The following is a 17,181-nucleotide window of genomic DNA, read 5'->3' as shown; positions in this document are numbered from 1 at the left end:
GGCGTCCGATCTTTTTTATATTTCAATGTTTTTTTACCTTTTGTTCATCGTTTCGTCATATTTTTTGCCTAGTATGTCAATAAGACAAACGATGAAGAAGAGGAGGGCTTTTGCTATGGGATATTATGATGAAATAGATCAAAACAATCGTGTGGAAAGAAAAAAGAACAGTTTGTTGAAGCCGGTTCTTTCTTCTTTAATCAGCGGTGTTTTGGGCGGAGCTGTTGTATACGGAGCGTTGACCTACTTGCCATTCCAAGATCATAACAAAGCTTCAAATGAAACAGAGCATGCAGCGGTCAGTCAAAATACAAACGATCAGGAAGCATCTGTTAATGTTGCGAAGATTTCCAATCAAGGCGATATTGCAGAAATAGCTGAAAAACTTTCACCAGCGATTGTCGGCATTTCTAATTTGCAGCAGCAAAGGACAGATTGGTTTGGATCGCGCCAAGATTCTTCCAGCGAAGAAGTGGAAAGCGGAAGCGGAACAGGAATTATCTTTAAAAAGTCCGGCAATGATGTTTTTATTGTTACAAATAACCATGTTATTGAAGGGGCTTCTTCATTGGAGGTAACGCTTTCCAATGGCGATAAGGAAAAAGCAGAGGTAGTCGGTGCTGACTCATTGACAGACTTGGCCGTCATAAAAATTAATAACAATAGTGTTAACACAGTAGCTGAGTTTGGTGATTCCGATAATATACGAGTCGGCGATCAGGTCATTGCAATCGGGAATCCGCTTGGCAGCGATCTTTCTAGAACTGTAACAGAAGGGATTATCAGCGGAGTCAATCGCACAGTGACGATTACAACTTCTGAAGGAGACTGGGCGCTTGATGTCATTCAAACTGATGCAGCGATCAATCCAGGAAACAGCGGAGGCCCTTTAATTAACATGGATGGGAAAGTCATCGGCGTCAGCAGTATGAAAATCAGCCAGGAAGGTGTGGAAGGGCTCGGATTTGCTATTCCAAGCAATGATGTTGTGAAAGCGATCAATCAATTAATGGAAAAAGGAAAAATTGACCGTCCGTTTCTTGGAGTTGCATTATTAAATGTAAGCGAGCTTCCTGAGTATTTCCTTAGAGACACACTCAATTTGCCATCTGACGTTAAAGAAGGTGCGGTAGTTGGAAGAGTTCAGGCAAATTCTCCCGCCGATCAGGCCGGATTGCAGGAAAAGGATGTGATCGTCGCATTGGATGGGCAAAGTATTCACAACACGAGTGAGTTAAGAAAATATTTGTACAGTGAAAAGAAATCAGGAGACTCAGTCAAAGTCAAATTATATCGGGACGGAAAAGAAAAGACCGTCACAGTTACCCTTTCAAGTCAAGACTTATCGCAAACCTGATCGGGAATAGTATTAAAAAGAAAGGGCCCGCAAAAAGTCAGTTCAATTAACTTTTTGCAAAGCCCTTTTTTCAATGGAAATCTTTTTCATCAATGTGAAAATGATCTATCTCTGATAAATGAATGATACTCGCCAATTAACAACAGCATCATTTGCTTAGAAAAATTTCATCGCTATACATAACTTGTTTACATATTTGCTTCGCTAGACGAGATATTTTTTGGTTGAGCAGATTGTACAGCTTTGCTTGAGATTGCTAAAACAAATAAACAACTAATACTAATTAAAACTCCGTCCAATATTAGCGGAGCTCCCCAGCTGCCTGTGCTGTCTCTTAAATATCCTGATACGACTGGCGACAATACGGCGCCAATTTCTGCTATCAGATTCAGCATGCCAAATGCCCCGCCTTGTTTGCCTTCCGGCGCCAATTCTGCATTTAATGCATGTGAAACCGGCTGCAATGCAAAAAAGAATAATCCTGATATAAATAAAATGATTGATGTAATAATCGGGCTGCTATTTTCCGTTTGAATATACCAAGCAAAAACAAATATTGAAACAGCTAAAAGAAAAGTTAAAAGCGCTAATACATTTCTGCGGCCGTTCGGTCTATCAGCTAACAGGTCAGAAATTTTTCCGCCAAGCGGGAACCCGATAACCCCTGCTACTGCGTTAAATGAAGCTACTGCTGCTGCGGCAACTAGTGCTCCGCCGCCAAATTCTTGGACAATTGCCGTAGACCAGAATCCATACAACCATAAATGCCATAAAATCGGCAGGAAAGATAGATAAAGGAAAAACAGGTTTTTATTCATAATCAAAGGGTGCACTTCTGATTTTTTTGTTACATAAAGATATATGATCAATATGGGGGCTAAACTAGCCAAAATAAAAGCTATGACAATCGATGAGAGCCCTAATTTTGTTGATGTGAAGTATATCGCCATGATGATAACCAAAAACACAAGTGAATAAATACTTAAGTGATATAACGATTTTCCGTAAAATTCCTTCACACCAGGTGAATTTGGATCTGCTGATTGTATCAATTTTTTATCAGGCTTCATAAATTTAAACATAAGAACAGCAACGATTAAAGTAATGAATCCCATGAATAGAAAAGGAACTCTCCAAGCCTCATTTCCCATTAGAGGAACAAAAGCTTCCAGAAGAAGAGGTGTACCGATTGTTGCCAACGTTAAGCCGATAGACAGGCCAGTAATAACAACTCCCATTCCTAAGCCCATTTTTTCCGGAGGAGTGTTGAAAGCAATATAGGATCTGTCATTTGAATAAAGGATTCCTTCACCTAATCCAAGTAATACACGGAATAAAACAAACATGACGAGTCCGCCTGATAAGCCTGTGAAAAAAGTGGCGACGGCTGCCCACAAAATACTTAATATAATAATAGGGCGGTATCCAAATTTATCTCCCAAGTTTCCTCCAGGAAATTGGTTTAACATAAATCCGGCAAAAAACAAACTGCCTATTAAGCCCCCAAATTCATGAGGATTCGGGACATCTGAAAAAAATGATATTTTATGTTCTATCATCCAAGTAACAATTGGGCCTGTCGCAGTTCTGTCGATATAAGAAACAACCCATCCTAGGAACAGCATTCCCCATATTGTATGGTACCTTTCCCATTTTTTCATTATCATTTTCACTCCTATCTAGATTTAAAATTTAACATAACCTTTAGATAGCGCTTACATAAAAGGGCAAAAAGAAATAGAAAATGCTTCTGGTTGAATATAAGATCAATTGGCTGCTGGTTTTCTATATTTCGGACGATGTGAGATGAAAGGAATATAAAACTTTTTTAGCCTACATTCTTGATGATCCCATCTTGTTTTTGAACCTTCTCCGCAGCTTTAAAGTTTTGTACTTTCAACTATTCCAAATGAATTCAAATTTTAAATGCTTTTTGCTCCCGCTTTTTAAACTGTGGAATGGTTTTTTTCCTCTCTCATTTGGTTTTCTTGACTAATAGCGGGCAAATATACATCTAAAACAGCGGAACGGCCAGACTTGACAGTTTTTATTGCTTCATTCAGAGCCTCTTTCAGCTCATGAGGGTTTTCTACTTTTCTTGCATAGGCGCCACCTGCAGCTTCTGCAATTTTCGAAAGATCAGCATGAGGAGTGAAATCTACGAAAAATTGATTCGTTTCATTTGCGATACCATTCGGATGAACAGCTAAGGTTGACAGTTTCGGAGATTTCCAACCGCGATTATTATAAATTACGGTTAAAAATGGCGCGTCATATTTTTGCGATATCCAATGAACGCTCGAAGGGACGCTAAACAGATAAGATCCATCTCCAGTAAGGCTGATCACTGTTTTAGACGGGTCTGCCAGTTTTGCTCCTATCGCTGCTCCGCCGTTCCATCCAAGTCCGCCTCCGCCGCTGCCAAAAATAGAACCTGGTTTGGTCATTTGCAAATGGGTATATAATGTTTGGAAATTTGAAATGCCTTCATTGACAATAATCGTGTTTTCATCGCACACTTCCCGTATGCAGGCAGTTAAATACTCAGGCGTGATAATGTCGTCAAAAAATTGTTCAGCTTTTTTCCATTCTTCACGCTGAGCTTTATGATATTTTTCTATTTGTTTTCTCCTTTCATTTACTTGCAAGCTGTCAATGTCAGCGTTTTTAATCACTTCGTTCAACTGCCGCAAGGCCGTTTCGGCATCAGCTGCGAAAAAACGTTTTGATGGGATATACCATAATGTCATCCCTTCCTTCAGCGGATCTTCATCAATATAGTAAATCGTACAATTTGGCGATGGTTTATTATTCACTGGAATCCAAGGAACATCACTGTCAATGACCATTATAAAATCTGCTTTTTCGATTAAATCGTTTTGTGTTGAAGTATTCCACTGATATCCGCAATGAAGCGGGTGATCAGATGGAAAGTTCATATAGTTTGGCACTGACTCTAAAACAGGTATCGCAAGTTTTTCACAAAATTGAACGAGTTCTTTCACCGCTTGTTTGTTTTTGCCAATATATGACGTGACAATGAGCGGATTATTTGCTGCCAGTAAATCTTTCACTAAAGGATCTATTTCTTGCGGTGCCAGTGCACGCGCTGCAATTGGTCTCCATTGCTCAGGATGAATTTCTACTTTTTCTACTTCCTCCTCCAAAACTTCTCTAGCGCTCGTCAAATATACGGGTCCTTTCGGGCTGCTTTGAGCAATTTGCAGTGCACGATGGACAATTTGTTTTACATTTTTCCCGGTGCGAATCTCATGAGTATACTTCATGTAACCCCTTACAATTCCGGGCTGATCGGGAACATCCTGAATCCAGTGAATAAATTCGTTCCTGCTTCCCCGAAGCTCCCCTTCTTGAGTATATGGAGAAGTTCCGGCAAAAATGAGGACAGGCACCCGACCTTTCCAAGCATTGTGAATGGCAGCGCCAAGGTTTTGCGTGCCGCATTCAACATGCACTAAAACAGCTTGAGGTTTCCCGCTTACTTGAGCATATCCATGTGCAGCGCTTAAGGCAACCATTTCATGTGGACAAGTAATGATTTTCGGAAAATCAATTCCCTCTTTTTCAGCTTCGGCAAGGGCTTCAATAATGGCAGGGTGATCGCTTCCTAGATTTGAAAAAATAAAGGAAACATCAGCTTCTTGTAACGCTTCTAAAAGTGCCTTGCTTGTCGTATATCGGCTGGTCAAACAACACACACCCTTTCAATATAATTTAGATAATTAATACTAGTCAGATAATTCCGTAATCAGAATTGTACTTGAAAAGAAAAGATAGTACAATACTATAATAACTATCATAATAATAGAAAATATCTATAGAAAGGAGCTATAAAATGGAGTTCCGTCTTTTGCAATATTTTGCAATATTGAGTCAAGAGCTGCATTTTACGAAAGCTGCAGAAAAGCTGGGGATTACGCAACCAACATTAAGCCAGCAAATTCGCCTTCTTGAAAACAGTCTTGATACAGTTCTTTTTCGAAGAATGGGGAAAAAAATTGAATTAACGGAAAGCGGAGAGATTTTACTTGAACATGTGAAAAAAATTTTTTCTGAAATTGATCAAGCAAAAATTAAAATACATGAATTAAAAGGATTGAATCGCGGCCATTTAAAAATCGGATGTGTTGGCAATCATCTTCTTTATTCTTCCTTGCTTACGTTTCACTCACAGTTTCCAAATATAAAACTCTCTGTTTACGATCTAAAAACGGAAGAAACGTTAGAAAAAATAGTCAAGTCTGAGCTCGATATAGGGATTGTCTATTTACCAGTTCATCATCCGCAAGTAGAGGTTATTAAATGGTTTTCATTAGAGTTTTTTGCCATTGTATCCCTTGATCATCCTTTAGCTGAAAAAAATTTAATATATTTGGAAGAGCTTCAATCGTACCCGATCTTTTTATTGCCCGAGCAATATGTTCTTAGACAGACGATCGATTCATTTTGTAATAAAGAAGGCATTAAGTTAAACCCAATTGTGGAATTGTCGGATACGTATTCGTTGTTAAAGATGACGCTTTTACATAACGGAATTACGATCCTGCCAAAGCTTTATGTTGAAAACAGCCCGGAGTTTTCTGTCAAGCTTTTGAAAATTGCAGACGAACTTCCGCGTAAAGAGGTTGCAATTATTTATCGAAAAGGTCTTCTTTCTTCCACTGCCATTCGAACATTTATCCAGCAGCTGACAAGGAGATGACTCATTTTAATTTTTAAATAGGTAAAATATTGGATTTGCTTTCAAAGGAAGGTAGGGATAGAATCTATACGTATACATTTTTTAATAGAGGAGCGAATAACAATTGGATTTATTTTCAGTTGGCATATCTATTTCATCTGACGCCATCATTGCCTTATTAAAAATTATTGCAATCGATATTATTTTATCCGGCGATAACGCAGTTGTAATTGCAATGGCAACGAGAAATCTGCCGAAAGAACAGCAAAACAGAGCTATATTCTGGGGGACTGGAGGTGCGGTCGCATTACGGATTTTGTTTGCATCCGTCATTGTTGTCCTGTTGAAAATCCCATTTGTCAACATTGTCGGCGGATTTTTGCTGCTTTGGATTGCTTATAAAGTTTTGGTAGATGACGGAGAAGCTGCGCATGTCCAATCTCAAAGCAGTCTGCTTAAAGCTATTCAAACGATCATTCTTGCAGATGCCGTCATGAGTTTGGATAATGTGGTTGCAGTAGCAGGTGCGGCACACGGCCATATCGGCATGATTGCGGTTGGAGTTTTGATCAGTATTCCAATTATGATTTTTGGATCAAAAGCGATCGTAAAATTAATGAACAAATTTCAATGGATTGTATATGTTGGATCTGGAATTTTAGCTTGGACCGCCGGTGAGATGATCTTTAAGGATAAACATATTGAACAATGGTTTCACATCCAAAACTTGTGGATCGAATATTTACTTATCGGAATTATGACATTGATTGTGTTAGCGATCGGTTATGAGAAAAATAAGCGTGCAGAGAAAGAAAATAAATTGCAGCATAGTGCTTAGCAGGCGGCTGTTGAAACGGCGCCTGTTTTTTATGAAAAGAAATTCCACGTTTTAATAGATTTAGTTATGTCTAAAATTTTTGTTATCGGAAAATATGCACACTTCTGTAAAATGACGGTTTCTTTTGCAACAGCTCTAATTTGCTTGTAAATTCGAGAGATCGTTCTTTGTGTATAAGCATTCATCGTCCAGAGAAGGTGAGTGCTTTTTTATTTTATCCACAGATATTTCAGATAATTCACAACTTATACACATTATCCATACTGTTTTTGTGGATATTATGTAACTGTTGGAGCTTAAGAAGCTGGATTTTTTCATAAAATCCTACTATGAATGTGGATAACTATAGTAATTGTTAACAATTTGTGAAATATTTCACAAATATATTGAAGTTAAATTCAGAAAATTATATATTGAAATTGAAGAGGTTAGTGAAATATTTCACAAACTTCTTCGAAAAATAAAAGTGAAAAAACAAACAAAGGAGATGGTTGAAGATGGAATGGCTGAAAGGTCCAAAAATGGCGGTTGTCTGGGCGGCTCTTAGAATTTGGCTCGGTTATCAATGGTTTGTCGCGGGAGTCGAAAAGCTGGGTGGATTTGATGCGACAGGATTTTTAAAAGGGGCGATTGCTAAAGCAACCGGAGAACATCCGGCCGTTCAAGGATGGTATGCAGCGTTCCTTGAAAACTTTGCTCTTCCGAATGTAGAACTTTTTAATTTTATTATTCCAATTGGAGAAGTGTTAGTTGGCATCGGACTGATTTTGGGATTGTTTACAACTCCTGCATTAATTGCTGGTGCGTTTATGAACTTGAATTTTATGTTAGCTGGAACAACAAGCACGAATCCGATTATGTACACTGAAGCAATCATTTTAATGGCAGTAGGCGCAGCTGCGTATTATTGGGGAGCTGATCGGTTTATCCTGCCGTATTTGAGAGATAAATTTACAAACAAAAAATTCAATCAACAAGCAAATGTTTAAATGCAGCAATCATCTTGACTTTTAAAAATTTTTGAAACATAATTTTAAAAAAAGTATATTTTCGGCGTTGAAAGGGGCCAGTAAATAGACTTTAGGCGAAAAAGAGAGTGAAACCCTATGGCTGAAAGGTTTCATCGCTGATAAGCTATTGAACCTACCCCTGGAGCTGTCAGGCTCATAACCTGACCGTATCCTTCGTTACAGGCTAAAGGGAGCACTAAACTAGTGCTAAAAAAGGTGGTACCGCGGATATAGACTCATATTCGTCCTTTTTCGAAAGGATGATATGAGTCTTTTTTATGACTGTCAAGCAATGAAGAGGTGTTTTTTAGTGAGGAAAAAGCGAGTGGTCGTAAAAATAGGAAGCAGTTCTTTAACAGATGACAACGGGGGACTCAGCAAAGAAAAGCTGCACGAGCATGTTGAAGCGATTGCTAAATTGAAGGAAGCAGGGTATGAAGTAATTTTAATTTCGTCAGGAGCGGTATCTGCAGGGTATGGAGATCTTGGATATCCTTCCAGGCCTGTGACAATTAGAGGAAAACAGGCGGCTGCGGCAGTGGGCCAAGGGCTGCTTATCCAGGCTTATACAGAAGCATTTAAAAAATACGGCATTGTATGTGCCCAGCTTTTGATGACAAGGAGCAATTTTCAGCATAAAGAGCAATATCAAAACGCATACGCCACCTTATCGGAGCTTCTAAAGCGGCAAGTGCTCCCGATCATCAATGAAAATGATTCGGTTTCGATTGAGGAATTGACGTTTGGAGACAACGATATGCTGTCAGCTCTTGTGAGCGGATTATTGCATGCCGATTTTCTTATTATTTTGACGGATATTAACGGTTTATATGAAGAAGATCCTACCAAAAATCCGAATGCGAAACGATTTGATTTTTTGCCGGAAGTAACAGATGAATTAATTGAACAAACAGAGGCAACATCCGGTTCGAAAGTTGGAACAGGTGGCATGAAATCAAAGCTCATGGCGGCAAAAACGGCACTTGCCCTCGGTGTATCCGTATTTATCGGGAAAGGCCAAGGAAAAGAGAAATTAATCGAAATTTTAAATGGGAACGGTGACGGAACATATATTGGCAAAAACGATTTAAGTGCTGTTCGTAATTCAAAAGCATGGATTGCTCTTCATTCGATCATATCTGGTGATGTGGAAGTCGATGATGGAGCAGTAGCGGCTATTTTGAAGGAAGGGAAATCGCTTCTTCCTGCTGGCGTTAAGCGTGTCAGCGGCAACTTTCAATCCGGAGACGTGGTGCAAATTTTAAACAAGGAACAAAAGCTGATCGGAAAAGGCATAGTCAATTATTCATCTGAAGAATTAAAAGAAATTATGGGCATGCCGAGTCAAAAAGCGATGGAAATGACAAAGCGCATACATCCTGAAGTGGTTCACCGTGATCAATTTGTAGCGATAACGAGTAAGGAGATGATGATATGAGTGAAGTGTTGACAAAAGGGAAGCTGGCAAAAGAAGCTGCTGCCAAACTGGTTGCAAAGACTACTGAAGAAAAAAACAACGCATTATCAATCATCGCTGAACAATTGCAAAAAGAAACGCCTTATATTTTAAAAGAAAATGAAAAAGACATTGAAAACGGGAAAGCGAATGGTTTATCCGACGCTCTAATTGACCGTCTTCTTTTAAACGAAGAACGAATTAACGGAATGATTGAATCGTTAAGACAATTGATTTATTTGCAAGATCCAGTTGGGGAAGTGCTGGAAAGCTGGACTCGTCCGAACGGTTTACAAATCGAAAAAGTTCGGGTGCCGCTCGGAGTTGTTGGGATGATTTACGAAGCCAGACCAAATGTGACAATTGATGCCTCAAGCCTTTGCTTAAAAACAGGGAATGCTGTTCTTCTTCGCGGCAGCTCATCCGCATTGCATTCAAATATGGCGATCGTAAAGGTGATACGAGAGGCGTTAGAAAAAGCGAATTTTCCTGCCGACAGTGTACAGCTTCTGGAAGATACCAGCAGGGAAACGGCAGCGGAAATGTTCAAATTAAATGATTATTTAGATGTGCTAATTCCTCGCGGAGGGAAAAATCTGATTAAAACAGTTGTTGAAAATTCATCTGTCCCTGTGTTAGAAACGGGCGCAGGCAATTGTCATGTGTTTATTGATGAATCAGCAGACAAAAAGATGGCGATTGATATAACTGTAAACGCAAAAACACAAAGACCTTCCGTCTGCAATGCAGCCGAAACTCTTCTCATCCATGAAAATTGGAATAAGGAGTATATTCGCGAGCTCATTGAAAAGCTCGAGGAGAAAAATGTGGAGTTGCGAGTCGATCAAGCATTGTACAATGAATTCCCGCATTTGAAATTAGCGACAGAAGAAGATTGGGAAACGGAATATTTAGATTATACAATGGCAGTGAAACTTGTTTCGAATGTAGATGAAGCAATCGAGCATATTAATCGTTACGGAACAAACCATTCTGAGGCAATTATCACAGAAAATGCCGCAAATGTAGAAAAGTTTTTCAAATTAGTTGATTCCGCAGCTCTTTACCACAACGCATCGACGCGCTTTACAGACGGATTTGAATTTGGGTTTGGCGCAGAAATCGGGATCAGCACGCAAAAGCTCCATGCCAGAGGACCGATGGGACTCCCTGCACTGACTTCTACAAAATATATTATTACAGGAAGCGGACAGATTAGAGAATAAGAAATGATAAAAAAATGGAAGCAGACATCTTGATTCGTTCGGATGTCTTCTTCCAATTTTTTATGCTTCCTTCAATCTGCTTTCTTCGTCTGTCATGAAACCGTTTCGTTTTGTATACAGTGTGTACATATCCTTTGAAATTTCAAAGATGTTGTATAAGTTTTTGTTTTCAATATGGGGAAGCTGACGAGATTCATCGGCAAGGGAGACATATGGAAGCTTCTGCGCGGCTTTCATGGAACGTTCATTGTCTTTCCGTATTTTCATAAAGATCGTTTGAATTCCAAATTCATAAAAAATCTCTTGAAAAAAAGCGTCCTTAGCAAGCTGATTATATCCTTTACCATGGTACGGCTTGCCGAGCCAAGTTCCGAGAAATCCCGTTTGGTCAAAAATATCATACAAGCTGATTGTTCCAATAGGAGAGCCCCATTCATCCAAAATGGTGCGGGAAATTAATTCCCCTCGTTCCTCTGCTTCAATCAACTGTTTTGTTATAAACATGTATTCTTCAATCGACGTTGCTTTATGACGAACATAAGGGAAGACCTCTGGATGAACCATAAGTTCGAACAACTCTTGACAATCCGCTAGATCACGTTTTTTTAACATGCTCATCCTCCTCTATCAACGAGGGCGGTTACCACGAAATCTAACGGATCCCACCCTCGAAATTTTTATTTATCAAGTAAAAATTTCGGGGTGGGAATCGAACCCACTAGAACCGGTCAAAGACCGGTGGCGCACCATTTGCCTTCCCTTAAAAACAAGTAAATTTAATTGTCAGCATTTCTTCTAGTATCATACTTGATTTCTATGGAAAAGAAAACAAAAATTTTGTAAAAAGATTATTAAGAAAATTTTACTTTTTTCTTACTACTTTAAGAGTTTCTATAAGCAGTGAATAGGGAAAAATTACAATATTTTCTTTGACAATATTTTTTTCCTTTGCTTTGATGCAATAACAGAGAGGACCGCATTTCCTGACTGAAGCAGATTTGCCTGATGCCAGCAAAATATTTAGAAATCATAATAAGAACGGTTGAATTTTGCTTCATAGTTTTATAGCATCAACGGCTAGAAAAGTCAGCAAAATGTTCCTTACAAGCTGAAAAATCTATTGTTACAGTATTCATACACTTTCATGCTTAAAACTTCCATTTATTTATTTTTTCTATGGTACTATAAAAATGAGGTGTCTGTACATGTTTATTGTAAAAATAGAAGTTCAACCTAAAAAGAAAAATCGTTTTAATATTTACGTCGATAGAGGAAACGGTGAAATATTTGCTTTTAGCGTCGGAGAAGATGTTTTAATTAAGCACGGGTTAAGAAAAGGGATGGAGCTTGATGAGCTGGATATAGATGCGATTTTGCACGAGGATCAAATAAAAGCAGCATTCAACAAAGCTTTAACTTTTCTTGGCTATCGAATGAGATCGGAAAAAGAGGTCCGTGACTATCTTGTAAGTCAAGGTATAGATGAGAGGGTTATTGAACGTGTAATGGTTGAGCTTCAATTAAAAAATTATGTAAATGACAAGGAGTTTGCGGAAGCCTTTGTAAGAACGCAAATGAAAACCACTTTGAAAGGGCCCGGCATAATAAAAGCAGAACTGGGACAAAAAGGGATTGAGAGCGATTTGATAGAAGCAGCTCTTCATCATTTCACGAAAGAAAGACAAATAGAAGCAGCGTATAAATTAGCTGAAAAGCAATTGGGAAAAAAAGCGAACATATCTATGTCGCAGCTAAAGCAAAAAATAGAGCAGGCAATGTTTAGGAAAGGTTTTTCATCCGAAGTGATTCAAGCTGTTTTAGAGATGCTGCCTTTACATGAACGTCATGACCAAGAATGGGAAGCATTATTAATACAAGGCGAAAAAGGGAAAAAAAAGTATTCCCATCTAGATATGTACACATATCGTCAAAAGCTTGCGCAATTTTTATATCGAAAAGGTTTTTCGCAAGAACTTATTCAGCAATATTTGCAAAAACACTTAGAGAAAAGCGAGGAATAGGAAATGGAAAAACGGTACAGTGAAATGACGGCATACGAGCTAAAAAATGAAATTGCCCGATTAAAAGAAAAAGCGCGCAAAGCGGAACAGCATGGAATGATCAACGAATATGCTGTTCTGGAAAGGAAAATTGCTATGGCAAAAGCATATATGTTGAATCCTGACGATTTTCCGCCAGGTGAGACGTATGAAATCGATGGAGCTCCTGGTGAATATTTCAAAGTTGAATATTTAAAAGGAGTTTTCGCTTGGGGGTATCGATTATCATCTCCTTTAAAGGAGGAAGCACTGCCGATATCGATGTTGATTAAAAAAAGTAATATAAATGAGAAATAAGTTGAGAACGAAAAATGAAGGAAGTTGGGGAAAAGAGTGGCCGCTGATTTCTTTCAATCGTTTTTTTTCTTCCTGTTCGTGGCTATGCTTCCTCGCGCCTAACTTTGCATTATGGTTATCAAACTGAATACTCTCTCAATTGACCTTGAAAGGATACGGATTTCGTTTTTAGCTTGAAATCTTTTGTTAACAAATAGTATCGAAAAAATAAGTAAAATAATGGAAAATCGTTTACTCAAGCAATGTTGAAACTAAATATTTTCTTTATTAAATTTAATCGAGGAAATCATAGTTGAGTTTTGAATCTAGGCGATTATTTTTAAAAATTAAAAAAGGTCTGTATAAACAAGATCATGCCAAATAATGGCATGATCTCGTATTATTTATTTATGAACGTTTTCGCATTTCGTTTTCCAAAATGATTAAGCTTTGGGTTTGCTGGGTTTCCCCGTTTACTTGACGGAATGAATGTTTCGGTTTTCCCCAAGCTCCTAAAAATTCGTTTTTCTGCTTTTTTGATAAGGATGATCGGTTTGTGTCCATTAGTAAACACCTCTTGAAAGGTCAATGGTTATGAAAAATTTTTATCGCGTTCTCCTGAAGCTTTCATCCTCTCTTGAGGGTGTGTGTTAATGGTTCCATTCGCACGACGTGACGCGAATTCCGCTTTAGCACGTGGCTCACCGTCAAATTTTTCATGCTGCGGAAATCCTTTTGCTTTATTGCGCATCGCAGATCCTCCAAGGAGAAAAAAATTTGCGCTATTGGACGCGCATAAATAGTATTTGCTTATTAGAAGCCAATATAAAAGAAAATTAAGGAAATGTCATAATCAATCAATTAGCGGTTTAAGTTTTTTCTTCATTCTTTTTTTACTGAAAATCCAACCTGTGTACGAACGAACAATATTGAGGTCTTTATCGAGCTGTGCAACTGCTACAAAGGGATAATGACCTTTGCTGAAATAACGCAAGTCAATCAAACGGATTTCGGTATAATCAAGCTGCTCTTTTATTTGCCAGTGGAAAACAGGGGAAAAATGCAAAAATGCTGAAATATTCCGGTCTTTTTTTGCGGCTTCCATTGCAGGGTGATTCGGCAGCTCTTTGCGCTCAAATTGGTCGACGATTTGAATTTCGGTAAAATTTGAATATGCAACGTAATAATGTTCTTTTGTCACAATGACGAGCTGCCACTTGCGGAATTTCATTGTTGGGTTAAATATGACGTTTTCAACATTTTTCCATCTGTTTAAGATTTTTTTCTTAATCGATCTTTGCATTAGAAGTCTAACGACATAATATAAAGCGATTATGCAATAAATAATTAAAAAGGTATAGCCCCCATGGGCGCCGGAAAGCCAAATGCCAATGCCGACAATATGAGCGATGAAGATAAACGAATCAAACGTATTAATTGTGCCCAGCGCAATCCACTTTTCAGAAAAAGGTCTGAGAGCTTGAGTGCCGTAGCCGTTGAAAATGTCGACAACAACATGAAGAACAACAGCTAATAACGTCCAAATCCATACATGGATGAGGCTGCTGCTTGGCATAATAAAATGAATTGCTCCAGTGATCAACAGCGACCATAATAAAACTGCGGGAATTGAATGAGTTATTCCGCGATGATTTTTTAAATAAGCTGCATTATTTTTAAATTTAAGAACCGTATCAAGATCTGGTGCTTGTGAACCGATAATCGTGCCAACAAGAACTGCCTCGCTTGTCAGAAAGGAACCGCCGACAGCCGGATCCAAAGTTGCTAAGCCTCCCAATGCGATTCCCATGACGAAATGTGTACCTGTATCCAAAGCCATCCTCCTTAGCTGAAAAAACAATCGTTATGATGATATTTGAATTTTTTCCATTGAACGCAAAAAACATAAATTCATTTTTTCTTTCATGCCAAAAAAAAATAATGTACGATAAATTCATAAGTTCTTTTTAGTGTAACATATTTTGAAGTGCATAATGGAGGAAATATTGAAAAATGGGTCAATCACTGCAAAAAATTGAGAATTTCGATATTAAAACATTTCAGGAGGACCTGATCGGCTGGTATATACGGGAAAAAAGAGATTTGCCCTGGAGAAAGGACCAAGATCCATACAAAGTATGGGTATCTGAAATAATGCTTCAGCAAACACGGGTGGAAACGGTTATACCGTACTTTAACAATTTTATTAAAAAATTCCCGAATGTTGAGGCGCTGGCAAATGCGGATGAAGAAGAGGTTTTAAAGGCATGGGAAGGCCTAGGCTATTATTCGCGCGCCCGAAATTTGCACAGTGCAGTGAAAGAGGTGGCAGCAAAATACGGAGGAAAACTTCCGGATGACCCGAAGCAGCTTGGAAAATTAAAAGGAATTGGGCCTTATACAAAAGGAGCAATATTAAGCATTGCTTATAACAAGCCTGAGCCTGCTGTTGACGGCAATGTGATGAGAGTGCTGTCAAGAATTTTACTGATTGAAGAAGATATAGCAAAGCCAAAAACAAGAAGAATATTTGAAGAAGCGGCTGCAAATCTTATTTCAAAAGAACGTCCTTCCGATTTTAATCAAGCATTAATGGAATTGGGAGCAATGGTTTGTACGCCGACTTCTCCGTCCTGTTTGCTTTGTCCTGTACAGGAGCATTGTCTTGCCTTTTCAGAAGGATTACAGGAAAAGCTGCCAGTAAAAACACGAAGCAAATCAACAAAGCAAGTTTCGATTGCTTGCGCGGTTTTAGTGCAAAACAACGATTTATATATTCATAAAAGACCTGACACAGGACTGCTTGCGAATTTGTGGGAATTTCCAAATTGCGAAGTTCGCACAAACAGAATTCCTAAAAGGATATATCTAGAAAATTTTTTGCGGGAAGAATACGGTGTTGAAGCGGAATTAAGCGAGCTAAAAGGAACGATTCAGCATGTTTTTTCCCATTTGACATGGAATATTAATGTTTATTTCGGCAAAGTTTGTAGCGATGAATCAATGAAAGAGCTTGAAAAAGTTTTCATCAAGGATATTGATCGATATGCTTTTCCTGTACCTCATCAAAAAATATTTGCTCTTTATAAGGAAAAAGCTGGCATACAAGTGGAGCCGTAATTCCATTGGGAAGTGAATGAAAATGCAATCGGCATGTACCGATTGCATCCATTATGCCTCTAAAAATTGGTTTAATCAGTCTTTGTTAATACCGCCGCGCGCTTCAATTTCTTCTATAATTTCACGGTGAATAGTATGACCTTCTATATTCAGGTAAGGCATAATTTGTTGAAAGGCGCGGTGATAATGCTGAAGCTCTTCACTGCTCCAAGCTTGCTTCGAGATCATGGAGAGCTCTGTCATATCACGTATAGGCAATTTACAAAAACTCCTTTTTATATGTTTTTCTATATCTATTCTTTGTTACGATAGAAATAACTATTCAATACATAAGGAGATGTAAAATATGAATGAAAAAGTAGCGCTTGTCACAGGATCTTCAAGAGGAATCGGCAAAGCTATTGCCTTGAGGCTTGCTGAAAAAGGGTATCACATCGTCATTAATTATGCTCGCAGCAAATCGAAGGCGATCGAAACCGCGGAAGAAATTGAACGTCTTGGTGTGAAAACGCTTGTGGTGAAGGCAAACGTCGGAAAACCTGAAAAAATAAAGGAAATGTTTGCAGAAATTGACAAAACGTTTGGACGGCTTGATATTTTAGTAAACAATGCAGCATCTGGAGTTTTACGCCCTCTAATGGAAATTGAAGAATCCCATTGGGATTGGACGATGGATATTAATGCAAAAGCACTTCTTTTTTGTGCGCAGGAAGCAGCAAAATTGATGGAAAAACACGGCGGCGGACACATCGTGAGCATCAGCTCTTTAGGGTCTATTCGCTATTTAAAAAATTACACGACAGTAGGGGTTTCTAAAGCAGCTCTTGAAGCTTTAACTAGATATTTAGCAGTTGAATTAGCACCGAAAAATATTGTAGTAAATGCGGTTTCCGGCGCAGCTGTCGATACGGATGCATTGACACATTTTCCGAACAGGGAGGAAATTTTAAACGAAGCAAAAGAAAAGACTCCTGCTGGAAGAATGATTGAAAAAGAGGATATCGTAAATGCAGTTGAATTTTTGCTCTCTGAAAAAGCTTTCATGATAAGAGGGCAAACTTTGATCGTAGATGGAGGCATTTCCTTATTGCTGTAACTGCAAATTTTTTTGGATAAGTTTTTTCCCTCCTGGACAT

The 17,181-nt window shown here is 38.5% G+C and carries 17 protein-coding genes and 1 other annotated feature; of the genes, 10 read left to right on the top strand and 7 right to left on the bottom strand.

Annotation, left to right across the window (positions count from 1 at the left end; genetic code table 11):
• Positions 1-115 precede the first annotated feature (115 nt).
• On the top strand, positions 116-1,357 hold the full coding sequence (locus NSQ84_RS14805; RefSeq protein WP_082829371.1) for a trypsin-like peptidase domain-containing protein: 1,242 nt from the start codon (positions 116-118) through the stop codon (positions 1,355-1,357).
• Positions 1,358-1,545: 188 nt separating this feature from the next.
• Here NSQ84_RS14805 and NSQ84_RS14800 read toward each other — a convergent pair whose 3' ends face one another.
• A complete protein-coding gene (locus tag NSQ84_RS14800) occupies positions 1,546-3,018 on the bottom strand; it encodes an MFS transporter (RefSeq protein WP_232515608.1) in 1,473 nt (490 codons plus the stop codon).
• Positions 3,019-3,303: 285 nt separating this feature from the next.
• Positions 3,304-5,067 carry a thiamine pyrophosphate-requiring protein gene (locus tag NSQ84_RS14795; protein ID WP_063386272.1) on the bottom strand — a complete coding sequence of 588 codons (1,764 nt, stop codon included), beginning with the start codon at positions 5,065-5,067 and terminating at the stop codon, positions 3,304-3,306.
• A 146-nt stretch (positions 5,068-5,213) separates the two neighbouring features.
• Between NSQ84_RS14795 and NSQ84_RS14790 the strand changes: the two genes are divergently transcribed.
• The 5 genes from NSQ84_RS14790 to NSQ84_RS14770 all read left to right on the top strand — a co-directional run bounded on the left by NSQ84_RS14790 (position 5,214) and on the right by NSQ84_RS14770 (position 10,589).
• Positions 5,214-6,080, top strand: a complete 867-nt coding sequence (locus NSQ84_RS14790) for a LysR family transcriptional regulator (protein WP_063386271.1) — start codon at positions 5,214-5,216, stop codon at positions 6,078-6,080.
• A gap of 103 nt (positions 6,081-6,183) precedes the next feature.
• Positions 6,184-6,897: a TerC family protein gene (locus NSQ84_RS14785; RefSeq protein ID WP_235600384.1), complete on the top strand. Its 714-nt coding sequence runs from the start codon at positions 6,184-6,186 to the stop codon at positions 6,895-6,897.
• A 497-nt stretch (positions 6,898-7,394) separates the two neighbouring features.
• Complete coding sequence (locus tag NSQ84_RS14780) at positions 7,395-7,886, top strand: DoxX family membrane protein (RefSeq protein ID WP_066247308.1); 492 nt, start codon at positions 7,395-7,397, stop codon at positions 7,884-7,886.
• A gap of 58 nt (positions 7,887-7,944) precedes the next feature.
• Positions 7,945-8,160 (top strand) — a binding site (T-box leader).
• A 57-nt stretch (positions 8,161-8,217) separates the two neighbouring features.
• Positions 8,218-9,345, top strand: coding sequence for a glutamate 5-kinase (gene proB, locus NSQ84_RS14775; RefSeq protein ID WP_063386269.1), 1,128 nt, complete (start codon positions 8,218-8,220; stop codon positions 9,343-9,345).
• The gene (locus NSQ84_RS14770) at positions 9,342-10,589 is read left to right on the top strand and encodes a glutamate-5-semialdehyde dehydrogenase (protein WP_339212026.1); all 1,248 of its coding nucleotides are present in this window, start codon (positions 9,342-9,344) and stop codon (positions 10,587-10,589) included. The genes proB and NSQ84_RS14770 overlap by 4 nt, the downstream gene beginning before the upstream one ends.
• 60 nt (positions 10,590-10,649) lie before the next feature.
• On the opposite strand, the gene NSQ84_RS14765 is transcribed toward NSQ84_RS14770, so the two are convergent.
• Positions 10,650-11,201 carry a GNAT family N-acetyltransferase gene (locus tag NSQ84_RS14765; RefSeq protein ID WP_063386267.1) on the bottom strand — a complete coding sequence of 184 codons (552 nt, stop codon included), beginning with the start codon at positions 11,199-11,201 and terminating at the stop codon, positions 10,650-10,652.
• 593 nt (positions 11,202-11,794) lie between these two features.
• Between NSQ84_RS14765 and recX the strand changes: the two genes are divergently transcribed.
• Together recX and NSQ84_RS14755 are read left to right on the top strand one after the other, a co-directional pair.
• Positions 11,795-12,610: a recombination regulator RecX gene (gene recX, locus NSQ84_RS14760; protein ID WP_066247299.1), complete on the top strand. Its 816-nt coding sequence runs from the start codon at positions 11,795-11,797 to the stop codon at positions 12,608-12,610.
• Between the two features lie 3 nt (positions 12,611-12,613).
• Positions 12,614-12,946 (top strand): YfhH family protein, encoded by a 333-nt coding sequence (locus tag NSQ84_RS14755; protein WP_066247296.1) that lies wholly within the window; start codon positions 12,614-12,616, stop codon positions 12,944-12,946.
• A 387-nt stretch (positions 12,947-13,333) separates the two neighbouring features.
• On the opposite strand, the gene NSQ84_RS14750 is transcribed toward NSQ84_RS14755, so the two are convergent.
• The 3 genes from NSQ84_RS14750 to NSQ84_RS14740 form a co-directional block, all read right to left on the bottom strand.
• Positions 13,334-13,489, bottom strand: coding sequence for a YpzG family protein (locus NSQ84_RS14750; protein ID WP_082829369.1), 156 nt, complete (start codon positions 13,487-13,489; stop codon positions 13,334-13,336).
• Positions 13,490-13,517: 28 nt separating this feature from the next.
• Complete coding sequence (locus NSQ84_RS14745) at positions 13,518-13,676, bottom strand: small, acid-soluble spore protein K (RefSeq protein ID WP_066247293.1); 159 nt, start codon at positions 13,674-13,676, stop codon at positions 13,518-13,520.
• 102 nt (positions 13,677-13,778) lie between these two features.
• Positions 13,779-14,759: a metal-dependent hydrolase gene (locus NSQ84_RS14740; RefSeq protein WP_066247291.1), complete on the bottom strand. Its 981-nt coding sequence runs from the start codon at positions 14,757-14,759 to the stop codon at positions 13,779-13,781.
• Positions 14,760-14,938: 179 nt separating this feature from the next.
• On the opposite strand from NSQ84_RS14740, the gene mutY reads away from it, so the two are divergent.
• A complete protein-coding gene (mutY, locus tag NSQ84_RS14735; RefSeq protein WP_063386263.1) occupies positions 14,939-16,045 on the top strand; it encodes an A/G-specific adenine glycosylase in 1,107 nt (368 codons plus the stop codon).
• A gap of 75 nt (positions 16,046-16,120) precedes the next feature.
• On the opposite strand, the gene NSQ84_RS14730 is transcribed toward mutY, so the two are convergent.
• Complete coding sequence (locus tag NSQ84_RS14730) at positions 16,121-16,288, bottom strand: cytosolic protein (RefSeq protein WP_094246379.1); 168 nt, start codon at positions 16,286-16,288, stop codon at positions 16,121-16,123.
• Positions 16,289-16,391: 103 nt separating this feature from the next.
• Here NSQ84_RS14730 and fabL point away from each other — a divergent pair, with 103 nt between their 5' ends.
• A complete protein-coding gene (gene fabL, locus NSQ84_RS14725; RefSeq protein ID WP_063386261.1) occupies positions 16,392-17,141 on the top strand; it encodes an enoyl-[acyl-carrier-protein] reductase FabL in 750 nt (249 codons plus the stop codon).
• The last annotated feature ends 40 nt before the right edge of the window (positions 17,142-17,181 follow it).

Source organism: Aeribacillus sp. FSL K6-3256 (assembly GCF_037965805.1).
In the GTDB taxonomy this organism is placed as follows: domain Bacteria; phylum Bacillota; class Bacilli; order Bacillales; family Aeribacillaceae; genus Aeribacillus; species Aeribacillus composti.
Note: the sequence above shows the minus strand (reverse complement) of the source record. Positions and strands in the feature narration are given on the sequence as shown.